Below are 8,657 nucleotides of genomic sequence, written 5' to 3'. Positions count from 1 at the left end.
GATACCGGGCACGCCGACGCCCACCCCGAGGAGCCGCTCCGCGGGCACGTCCGCGATGCGCAGCACCTCCGCGATGCCCTCCCGGAGATGGCCGACGACGACCCCGACCTCGTACCGGTCGTGCGGGTTCGGGCTGTCGACGGCCAACGGGCGTTCGGTGCGGGCGAGTTCGGTGAGGGTGAGGTCGAACAGCTCGATCCTGATCCGGGTCTCGCCGACGTCGACGCCGATCATGCAGCCGCTGCCGGGGGAGATCCGGAGCAGCGTACGGGGGCGTCCGCCGGCCGAGTCGACGCTGCCCGCCTCCTCGACGAGGCCCTCCGCGACGAGCTCCGCGACGACGTTGCTGACGGAGCCCGAGCTGAGTCCGGTCGCCGGGCCGAGTGAGAAGCGGCTCAGCGGCCCGTCGAAGTAGAGGCGCTGAAGGACAGCGGTGCGGTTCTCGCGTCGCAGGTCACGCACGGTGCGGCCGTTCCGCATGGTCACTGGGCCCCCAGGTGAAGTAGTCCTGAGCGCAACATACCGCTGTCGGGACCTCTGGCGCGTCCTTCTCTTGAGGTTTAACTCACATCCTGAAATAAGCCTCTGAGTCCTTCAGGACATGAACACGGCCTCAGGTCCTGCGGAGGCCGCTGAGGAGCAGCTCGGCCAGTTGTTCGTACGCCTCGGCGTCGGCGAGGCCGGTCGCCGCGGCGACCTGGCGGCGCTGGATGCGGACCATCACCGAGGAGATGACGTCGGCCGCGAAGGTCACGTGGACCTCGCGGAAGACACCGGCCCGGACGCCCTCCTCGATGAGCTGCTGGACCCGGCCGGCCGCCGCGCGCGTGTTGCGCTCGTACACCTCCGCCGCCGGCTCGAACGCCGCCACGTCGTCGAAGAACTGCGGCGAGACCGGCGCCAGCTCGGCCGACACCGCCCGGAGGTAGGCGGCGAGCCGCTCGGCGGGGTCGGTCGCGGCGGCCAGAACCGCCTCGACCCGGGCCGTCGCGCGCCGGAAGAAGTGCACGACCGCCGCCCGGACCAGCTGCTCCTTGCTGCCGGCCAGGCCGTACAGGGTCCGTTTCGAGCAGCGGAGGCGTGCGGCGAGATCGTCGAGCGTCAGCCGGGCGAAACCCTCGCCGACGAGGAGGGCGACGAGCTCCTCGAAGAGGGCGGAGCGGCGCGCCGCACCGCGGCCCGTCAGCTTCGGGGCGTCGGCGGCTGAGGTCTCGATCACCTGGCCAGTATTCCAGGCCGATGCTCCGTGGGGGTTACGGGGACTCGCGCCTGCGCTACTCTAAGCGGTACTGCAGTACCTGCCCCAGTACCACTTTGCGCGCCGCTGGAGTCGCCATGGATGTCGACCGCCTGCTTCCCACCCCCGAGGCAGCGGACCTCATCGCCCTCACCCGGGAGATCGCCGACAAGGAGCTCTCTCCGCTGGTGGACGAGCACGAGGCCGCCGAGAAGTACCCCGAAGGACTGTTCGCCACCCTCGGCGAGGCAGGACTGCTCGGACTGCCGTACCCGGAGGAGTACGGCGGCGGAGGCCAGCCGTACGAGGTCTACCTGCAGGTTCTAGAGGAGCTCGCCGCTCGCTGGGCGGCCGTCGCCGTCGCCACCAGCGTCCACACCCTCGCCTGCCACCCGCTCCACACCTTCGGCACCACCGAGCAGAAGGAGCGCTGGCTGCCCGAGATGCTGGAGGGCCGCACCCTCGGCGGCTACAGCCTCTCCGAGCCGCAGGCCGGCTCCGACGCGGCCGCCCTCGCCTGCAAGGCCGAGCGGCAGGACGACGGCAGCGGGTACCGGATCACCGGCACCAAGGCGTGGATCACCCACGGCGGCAGGGCCGACTTCTACGCGCTCTTCGCCCGGACCGCCCCCGGCAGCCACGGGATCTCCTGCTTCCTCGCCCCCGGCGCCACCGAGGGCCTCAGCTTCGGCGCCCCCGAGCGCAAGATGGGCCTCCAGGCCGTCCCGACCACCTCCGCCTACTGGGACGGCGCGCTCCTCGACGCCGACCGGCTCGTCGGGGACGAGGGCCAGGGCCTCCAGATCGCCTTCAGCGCCCTCGACAGCGGCCGCCTCGGCATCGCCGCCTGCGCCACGGGCCTCGCCCAGGCCGCCCTCGACGCGGCCGTGGGGTACGCCAACGAGCGCACGACCTTCGGACGCCGGATCATCGACCACCAGGGTCTCGGCTTCCTCCTGGCCGACATGGCCGCCGCAGTCGACGCCGCCCGCGCCACCTACCTGGACGCGGCCCGCCGCCGCGACCTCGGCCGGCCCTTCAGCCGCCAGGCCAGCGCGGCCAAGCTCATCGCCACCGACACGGCCATGAAGGTCACGACGGACGCCGTCCAGGTCCTCGGCGGCTACGGCTACACGCGCGACTTCCCGGTCGAGCGCTACATGCGCGAAGCCAAGATCACCCAGATCTTCGAGGGCACCAACCAGATCCAGCGCCTGGTGATCAGCCGGGGGCTCGTCCAGCCGTGACGGCGCTCCGACGGCTCACCCCGGTCGCTCCGGGGTGGGACGCCAGACCCATGAGAACGAGCGGGATCACCACCCCGAACGTCCAGTCTTTCAGAACTGCCCCGCACGGCACAGGTGTTGGCGTCTCAGAAGGGTCGCTATCCCCGTGAGGCCGTGCCGGACGGCATGGTCGAGGGCCGTGTCGCCGTGCGGGTCCGGCAGTTCGGGGTCGGCGCCCGCCGCCAGGAGGAGAGCGACGACGTCCTGGTGCGCGCGGCCGCCCGTACCGAGGATCACGGCCTCCAGGAGGGCCGTCCAGCCCAGCCGGTTGACGTGGTCGACGTCGATGGCCGTCTCCGCGAGGACGGCCCGGACGTAGGCCACGTGCCCCCGCTCGGCCGCCGGGATCAGGGCCGTACCGCCGTAGCGGTCGGTGAGCCTCAGGTCCGGTCCTGCGGGCAGCAGGGTCCGCATCATGGCGACGCCGCCCGTGACGCCGGTGACCAGCCAGGGGCTGTCGCACCGGTCGTCCTGGGCGTTCGGGTCCGCGCCCGCGGCGAGGAGGATCCGGGCGGTGTCGACGTGGTCGTGCCGGGCCGCGTGCAGCAGCGGGGTACGGCGGCGGCGGTCCCGGGCCCCGACCCGGGCGCCCGCGGCGAGGGCCGCGCGGACGGCGACGGTGTCACCGTGCGCGGCGGCCGCCAGGAGGGTGTCGTCGAGCGCGTTCATGGTGGCCTTCCTCGTGCGGGCGCGGGCGCCGTACCGCGCCGCGGTTACTTGCCGAGGGCGGCGACGCCGGCCTGGGCGAACTTCTCGTCGAGGTCGCCCGAGGGGGCGCCCGCGACACCGATGCCCGCGATCGGCGCGCCCTTGGCGGTCACCGGGGCGCCGCCGGCGAGGAACAGGGTGCCGGGGATGTCCTTCAGGTTCGGGGCCTGGGCGAGGCGGCCGGCGAGGACGGAGGTCGGGGCGTTCCAGGAGACGGCGGTGTACGCCTTCTTCTCGGCCGACTCGTAGGACTGCGGGCCCGCACCGTCGCCGCGGAGGGTGACGATGGTGTTGCCGTTGCGGTCGACGACGGCCACGGAGACGCGCTGGTTCTCCTTCTCGGCGGCGTCCAGGGTCGCCTGCGCGGCCTTCGTCGCGGCCTCGATCGTCAGGTGCGTGGACCGCGTGGTGTTCTTGTTCTTGACGTCCGCCTTGGCGACCGCGGCGGCGGGGGCGGCCGCCGTGTTCTCGCCGGTCGCGCTCGCAGAGTAGGCACCGAAGCCACCGAGGGCGAGCGCGGCGACGATCGCACCACCGGTGACGACACGGGTGCGCGAGGTCTTCTTCACGTGCTTCATGGGGTCTGCTCCAGTGAACTCGGGGGACTGCGGGGGCCGTCGGTGCTCCGTGACCCGCTTCTCCTCCATCCTGGAGCCGTCTCCCGTCGCCCTCGGTCGTCGTCCCGGCTGCCTCCCGCGCCCGCAACGGAGGACCCCGGGGTCAACCGATCGGTTGACCCCCCTCGCCGTCCGGGTCCGCCTCGTGCCGTCGGACGGCGAGGTCCGTGAAGGCGCGCGTGGCCGCGCCGCGGTAGTCGGCCGCCCGGTGGAGGAGGGTGACGCCGCGGGTCGGCCCCGAGCCCTCCGCGCGGGCCGTCGCCGAGCTCCTCGCCCGGACGAGGACGCGGTGCGGCCGCTGCGGACGATCCCCACCCGGGGCTCCCTCGACGGCATCCCGACCTGACCGACCATCTACCGCTTCTCCGAGATGCTCCAGGTCTACGGGACCACGCTGAAGGCCCTCGTCCACGAGGAGTTCGGCGACGGCACCATCTCCGCGATCAACTTCAGGCCGGACGTGAGGAAGGCCGCCGACCCGGAGGGCGGGGAGCGCGCGGTCACCACGCTCGACGGCACGTACCTGCCGACCAAGCCGTTCCGACCCGTCGCGCCGCCGCGCCCCCGGACGGCCCTCCTGGTTCCGCTTCCGGGGGGCGGCCTGCGGTTCTATGGTGGGCGGCGCAGATCGCGCGGACCGCGCGGTCCTCCGCGGGCACGCGCCCGATCCGGCGGCCAACCCGGCGGCAGGGTCGCACCCGCACGACACGAACGAGGAGTTCCATGGACATCGCCGGCTCCGCCGCTCTCGTCACCGGTGCCGCTTCCGGTCTCGGCGCCGCCACCGCCGCGGCGCTCGCCGCCCGGGGTGCCACGGTCTACGGGCTCGACCTGGACAAGGCCGTGGCCGCCGCCGGGCAGCTGCCCGAGGGCGTCCGGCTGCTCGCCGCGGACGTCACCGACGAGCAGCAGGTCCGCGAGGCCCTCGCCGCGATCGACGCCGACGGCGCCGAGCTGCGGCTCGCCGTGAACTGCGCCGGTATCGCGCCCTCGGCCCGCATCCTGGGCCGCAAGGGGCCGCACGACCTCGATCTGTTCCGGGCCGTGGTCGACGTCAACCTGATCGGTACGTTCAACGTGATGCGGCTCGCCGCCGAGGCCATCGCCCGGCACGAGCCCGACGAGCACGGGCAGCGCGGTCTCGTCGTCAACACCGCCTCCATCGCCGCCTTCGAGGGCCAGATCGGCCAGATCGCCTACGCCGCGTCCAAGGCGGGCGTCGCCGGTATGACGGTCACCGCCGCCCGGGATCTGGCGCAGTTCGGCATCCGGGTCGTCACCGTCGCCCCCGGCATCGTCGACACCCCGATGATGGCCGGGTTCGGGGAGGACGTCAGGGCCGGTCTCGCCGCGAGCGTCACCTTCCCGCAGCGCCTCGCGCGCCCGGAGGAGTACGCCCGCCTGGTGACGATGGTCGCCGAGCACGACTACCTCAACGGCGAGACGATCCGGATGGACGGCGCGCTCCGGATGGCCGCCCGCTGAGCCCTGGCGCCACCGCCTCCGGGCCTCCGTACCCTCGCGACAGCACTCGGTGCCGGATCCATCCGGCACCTAGTGCCGCGCCGAGGCCCCACGGGTGTTAGGTTCGGGGCCATGGGAACAGCCGGATCAGCGTCGACGAACTCCACGAAGCCCGCGATGCGGGACTCCCTCATCGCCGCGGCCTTCCAGCTCTTTCTGGAGCGGGGCTACGAGCAGACCACGGTCGACGACATCGTCACCCTCGCGGGCGTCGGCCGGCGGTCCTTCTTCCGGTACTTCCCGTCGAAGGAGGACGTGGTCTTCCCCGACCACGAGCAGTGCCTGGCCGACATGACCCGCTTCCTCGCGGCGAGCGCCGACTCCGACGACCCCATGGTCCGGGTCTGCGGCGCCGCCCGCCTCGTCATGCGGATGTACGCCGAGAACCCGACGTTCTCCGTGCAGCGCTACCGGCTCACCCGCGAGGTGAGCGGGCTGCGTACGTACGAGCTCTCGGTGGTCTGGCGTTACGAGAAGACCCTCGGCGACTATCTGCGCACCCGCTGGGCCGACCGCAGGGACGGCACCCTGCGCGCCAACGTGGCCGCGGCGGCCGTGGTCGCCGCCCACAACCACGCCTTGCGGCACTGGCTCCGGTCGGGAGGCGAGGGCGACCCGCTGGCGGAGGTGGACAGCGCCCTGGAGTTCGTCCGCGGCACCTGGAGCCCCGACGCGGTCGTGGCCGCGCCGGCCGAGGAGGCCGAGGACGTCGTCGTGGTGATCACCAAGCGGTCCACCCCCATGTGGCGCGTGGTGCGCGAGGTGGAATCGAGCCTCGGCGAGAGCTGAGATCCGCCCCAGGGGTTCGCGGTATCTCGAATTGAGGGAACTCAGGTCTTTATTTGATGGCACTCAGTGCCATATCTTTGCTCCATGCACGGTCGAGCCGCCGAGTGCAAGGAGAAGGCATCGTGTTCCACATGGGACTGAGGAGCGGGACAGCCGTCCAGGCCGCCGAGGAGGCGGGCCCCGACGCCGAGCTCTACTTCCAGCGCTGCCGCTGGTGCCACACCACGACGTTCCAGCGACTGCTCTGTCCGACCTGCGGGTCGACCGATCTCAACCCCGAACTCAGCGAGGGCGAGGGCGTGATTTCCGTACGGCGCGGGGTCGCCGCGGCCGACGCCGACCTCTGGCCGGTGTACATGACGGAGGGCTTCACCGTCCGCTGCCGGGTCGACGGGCCGCTGCACGCGGTACGCCCCGGCGTCCGGGTCAAGGTCTCCTCGGGGGTCGGCGTGACCGGTCGCAGGCCGGTCGTCCGGCTCTGCGAGGAGGTCCCCCTCGACGGGTGGATCTGATCCGCCGGACCCGATGCGGGAGAAACGGAAAGGGGCGGGTGGTGGCACAGAGTGCCATCACCCGCCCCTTTCGCGTCATCCGGAGCGGACGGGTCAGCGGGCGCCGATCTCGTCCGTCAGCTGCGGCAGCACCTCGAAGAGGTCGCCGACCACGCCGTAGTCCACCAGGTCGAAGATCGGGGCCTCGGGGTCCTTGTTGACCGCGACGATCGTCTTGGACGTCTGCATGCCGGCCCGGTGCTGGATCGCGCCGGAGATGCCCGCCGCGACGTACAGCTGCGGCGAGACCTGCTTGCCGGTCTGGCCGACCTGGTTGGAGTGCGGGTACCAGCCGGCGTCCACGGCGGCGCGGGAGGCGCCGACGGCCGCGCCGAGCGAGTCGGCCAGCTTCTCGACGACCGCGAAGCCCTCGGCCGCGCCGACACCGCGGCCGCCCGAGACCACGATCGCGGACTCGGTCAGCTCCGGGCGGCCGGTGGAGACGCGCGGGGTGCGCGCGACGACCTTGGCGGCGTTGCCGGTGAAGGAGACGGTGACGTTCTCCACCGTTCCGGCGGCCGAAGAGGCCTCCGGGGCGGCGGAGTTCGGCTTGACGGTGATGACCGGCACGCCGTGCGTGACCGTCGAACGCACCTGGTACGAGGCGGCGAAGACGGACTGCGTGGCGACCGGGCCGTTCTCGCCGGCCTCCAGCTCCACGGCGTCGGTGATCAGACCGGAGCCGAGGCGGAGCGCGACACGGGCCGCGATCTCCTTGCCCTCGCCGGAGGAGGTCACCAGGACGGCGGCCGCCCCCTTCTCCTGGGCGAGCTGGGTGAGCGCGTCGACCTTCGGCACGACGAGCTGCTCGGTGAACTCGGCGCCGTCCGCGACGTACACGGTCGCCGCGCCGTACTCGCCGGCGGTGGCGGCGATCGAGGCCGCGGCCTCGCCGGCGCCGAGCACGACCGCCGAGGGCTCGCCGATGCGGCGGGCCAGGGTCAGCAGTTCGAGGGCCGGCTTGCGGACCGCACCGTCGGCGTGGTCCACGAGAACCAGGATCTCAGCCATGATTCGTTGCTCCTGTGGGGTGTCAGGCTGACGGTTGGTCAGATGAACTTCTGGGTGGCGAGGAAGGCGGCGAGCTGCTTGCCGCCGTCGCCCTCGTCCGTGACGATCGTGCCCTTCGTACGGGCCGGGCGCGCGGCCACGGCGTCGACCAGGGTCCACGCACCGGCGAGGCCCACCTCGTCGGCGTCGATGTCCAGGTCGTCCAGGTCGAGCTCCTGGACCGGCTTCTTCTTGGCGGCCATGATCCCCTTGAAGGAGGGGTAACGGGCCTCGCCGGACTGGTCGGTGACCGAGACGATCGCCGGCAGCGGGGCCTCCAGGAGCTCGGTGGCGGCGTCGCCGTCACGGCGGCCCTTCACGAGGCCGTCCTCGACGGAGAGCTCCGACAGCAGGGTGACCTGCGGCAGGCTCAGCCGCTCGGCGAGCAGCGCGGGCAGCACGCCCATGGTGCCGTCGGTCGAGGCCATGCCGCAGACGACCAGGTCGAAGCCGGTCTTCTCCAGGGCCTTGGCGAGGATCGCCGAGGTGGCGATGACGTCGGAGCCGTGGATGTCCTCGTCGTTGACGTGGACGGCCTTGTCGGCGCCCATCGACAGCGCCTTGCGCAGCGCGTCCTTGGCGTCGTCCGGGCCGACCGTGACGACGGTGACCTCGGCGTCGTCGGACTCCTCGGAGATCCGCAGCGCCTGCTCGACGGCGTACTCGTCGAGCTCCGACAGCAGGCCGTCGACCTCGTCGCGGTCGACCGTCAGGTCGTCGGCGAAACCACGGTCGCCGGTCGCGTCGGGTACGTACTTCACACAGACAGCGATCCTCAGGGTCACGGCCTGGCTCCTTTCAAGTGACAGACGATTAGGGGAGGTTGCGGGCCATGACGATGCGCTGGACCTGGTTGGTGCCTTCGTAGATCTGGGTGATCTTGGCGTCGCGCATC

At 72.2% G+C, this 8,657-nt stretch carries 10 protein-coding genes and 2 pseudogenes; 5 read left to right on the top strand and 7 right to left on the bottom strand.

Annotated features, from left to right (window positions below):
* Both AOK00_RS12395 and AOK00_RS12390 read right to left on the bottom strand, forming a co-directional pair.
* Positions 1–486, bottom strand: a pseudogene (locus AOK00_RS12395) (ROK family protein); the annotation flags it as partial.
* Positions 487–613: 127 nt separating this feature from the next.
* Positions 614–1,219: a TetR/AcrR family transcriptional regulator gene (locus tag AOK00_RS12390; RefSeq protein ID WP_079041962.1), complete on the bottom strand. Its 606-nt coding sequence runs from the start codon at positions 1,217–1,219 to the stop codon at positions 614–616.
* Positions 1,220–1,335: 116 nt separating this feature from the next.
* Between AOK00_RS12390 and AOK00_RS12385 the strand changes: the two genes are divergently transcribed.
* Positions 1,336–2,484, top strand: coding sequence for an acyl-CoA dehydrogenase family protein (locus AOK00_RS12385; protein WP_055600373.1), 1,149 nt, complete (start codon positions 1,336–1,338; stop codon positions 2,482–2,484).
* 90 nt (positions 2,485–2,574) lie between these two features.
* Here AOK00_RS12385 and AOK00_RS12380 read toward each other — a convergent pair whose 3' ends face one another.
* Together AOK00_RS12380 and AOK00_RS12375 are read right to left on the bottom strand one after the other, a co-directional pair.
* Positions 2,575–3,192: an ankyrin repeat domain-containing protein gene (locus tag AOK00_RS12380; protein ID WP_055600372.1), complete on the bottom strand. Its 618-nt coding sequence runs from the start codon at positions 3,190–3,192 to the stop codon at positions 2,575–2,577.
* A 44-nt stretch (positions 3,193–3,236) separates the two neighbouring features.
* Entirely contained in the window at positions 3,237–3,800 is a 564-nt protein-coding gene (locus AOK00_RS12375) for a GlcG/HbpS family heme-binding protein (RefSeq protein ID WP_055600374.1), read from the bottom strand.
* Positions 3,801–4,084: 284 nt separating this feature from the next.
* On the opposite strand from AOK00_RS12375, the pseudogene cynS reads away from it, so the two are divergent.
* The 4 genes and pseudogenes from cynS to AOK00_RS12355 form a co-directional block, all read left to right on the top strand.
* Positions 4,085–4,389: pseudogene (gene cynS, locus AOK00_RS37040) on the top strand (cyanase); the annotation flags it as partial.
* 182 nt (positions 4,390–4,571) lie between these two features.
* Entirely contained in the window at positions 4,572–5,333 is a 762-nt protein-coding gene (locus tag AOK00_RS12365) for an SDR family NAD(P)-dependent oxidoreductase (protein ID WP_055600370.1), read from the top strand.
* Between the two features lie 111 nt (positions 5,334–5,444).
* Positions 5,445–6,161, top strand: a complete 717-nt coding sequence (locus AOK00_RS12360; protein WP_055600369.1) for a TetR family transcriptional regulator — start codon at positions 5,445–5,447, stop codon at positions 6,159–6,161.
* A 131-nt stretch (positions 6,162–6,292) separates the two neighbouring features.
* Positions 6,293–6,673 carry a zinc ribbon domain-containing protein gene (locus tag AOK00_RS12355; protein WP_254047344.1) on the top strand — a complete coding sequence of 127 codons (381 nt, stop codon included), beginning with the start codon at positions 6,293–6,295 and terminating at the stop codon, positions 6,671–6,673.
* Positions 6,674–6,766: 93 nt separating this feature from the next.
* Here AOK00_RS12355 and AOK00_RS12350 read toward each other — a convergent pair whose 3' ends face one another.
* The 3 genes from AOK00_RS12350 to AOK00_RS37035 form a co-directional block, all read right to left on the bottom strand.
* A complete protein-coding gene (locus AOK00_RS12350; protein WP_055600367.1) occupies positions 6,767–7,723 on the bottom strand; it encodes an electron transfer flavoprotein subunit alpha/FixB family protein in 957 nt (318 codons plus the stop codon).
* A gap of 38 nt (positions 7,724–7,761) precedes the next feature.
* Positions 7,762–8,547, bottom strand: coding sequence for an electron transfer flavoprotein subunit beta/FixA family protein (locus AOK00_RS12345; protein ID WP_055600366.1), 786 nt, complete (start codon positions 8,545–8,547; stop codon positions 7,762–7,764).
* Between the two features lie 28 nt (positions 8,548–8,575).
* The coding region (locus AOK00_RS37035; RefSeq protein ID WP_157882129.1) for an acyl-CoA dehydrogenase family protein at positions 8,576–8,657 on the bottom strand (82 nt) is incomplete at its 5' end.

Source organism: Streptomyces aureus, from assembly GCF_001418135.1.
GTDB lineage: Bacteria > Actinomycetota > Actinomycetes > Streptomycetales > Streptomycetaceae > Streptomyces > Streptomyces aureus_A.
This window is presented reverse-complemented; position numbering and strand designations above follow the sequence as displayed.